This is a genomic window from Streptomyces hydrogenans (assembly GCF_014656075.1).
GTDB lineage: Bacteria > Actinomycetota > Actinomycetes > Streptomycetales > Streptomycetaceae > Streptomyces > Streptomyces hydrogenans.
The window spans coordinates 1-1,452 of sequence record NZ_BNBS01000287.1; the positions used below are offsets into that span (position 1 = coordinate 1).

Annotated in this window: 1 protein-coding gene; it reads left to right on the top strand. The window is 76.2% G+C overall.

The genetic code is table 11. The features are described from left to right. Positions 1 to 1,452 (top strand): tetratricopeptide repeat protein (locus IE321_RS41440; RefSeq protein ID WP_373316671.1); only part of this gene is annotated, 1,452 nt, incomplete at both ends.

Below are 1,452 nucleotides of genomic sequence, written 5' to 3' on the forward strand. Positions count from 1 at the left end.
AGGTACGGGAACTGCTGACGCTCGCCGCACTCGACGACCGGCCCGACCTCGACCTGCTGGACGAGGTCGCCGGCCCGGCAGCCGAGGCCCTCCTCGCCCAGGCCGAGGCGGCCGGGCTCGTCGACCTCGGGCAGCCCGACCGGACGGTGCGGTTCACCGCCTCCGCGATCGGCGCCGAACTCGCGGCCCGGCAGCCGGACCACGCGCGCAGGCTCCTGCACGCCCGCCTGGCCGAGGCCAGCCGTGACAGCGTCCGCCGCGACCGGCACACCGTGCTGGCGGCCGACGCCGCCGACCCGCGGTCGGCCCGCCGCGCCGCCCGCGCCGCCGTCCGCGCCCGGCAGCGCGGCGACCACGCGCTCGCGGCGGAGCTCTCCCTCCTCGCCGCCCAGCGCACCCCCCACGAGGACGGCGACCTGCTCACCCAGCGGGCCCTGACCGCCGTACGCGACGCCGCCCACTACGGCGACCTCCCCCGCGGCCGGGCCGCCGCACGCCTCATCGTGGGCCACGACACCACCCCCGACCAGCGCGTCGACGCCCTCGTCGCCCTGATCGACGCCAGCGGCCAGCACCTGCACGGCGCGGACGAACTGTTCGCCGCCGCACTCCACGCCGCAGCCGGACGACGCGACCTCACCGCGCAGATCCTCATCCGCCAGTCCATCTGGGCCAACGTCAACGAAGGCGACCCCCAACGGGCGTGTGCCCTGGCCGGCCGGGCCACCGACCTCGCCGAGGCCGTCGGCGACACCACCACCACCGCCATGGCCCTCACCATGCGGGCCCGCCTCCAACGCGTCCTCGGCCACCCCGACACCGAGACCACGCTCAGCCGCGCCCTGTCCCTGCCACGCGCCGCCTCCGTCCCGGCCAACAGCACGCCCCAGCACCTCGCCGCCCGGCACGCCCTCTTCGACGACCGCCCCGACGAGGCCCGCACCACACTGCTCCCCCTGCTCGTCGAAGCCGAGCGGATGGGTGACGCCGAGGCGACCGTGGACATCCTGCGCAGCCTCGCCGAGGCCGAACTCCGCGCCGGACGGTGCGCCAGGGCGCTCGACCACGCCCACCGCGCCCAGGCGCTGACCGACGGGACCGCCCTGTCACCCGCGCCGGCGTGCTACACCTCCGCCCTCGTCGAGGGCACCGCCGGGCGCACCGACCTCGCCCTCGCCCACGCGCGCCGCGGAGTCGACGCGTCCCGGCAGGAGGACAACCGGGTCTTCCTCTCCCGCAACCTCTTCGCCCTCGGACACCTCCTCCTGGTCACCGGCCGCCCCAAAGAAGCTCTGGAGGCCCTGGAGGAGGTCCGCACCCTGGAGGGACTCCAGCAGGTCCGCGACCCCTCCATCCTGCGCTGGCATCCCGAACTCGCCGAGACCCTCATCGTTCTCGGTCACCTCGACCAGGCGCGGAGCCTGCTGGACGACACCCGCCGCACCGCGACCG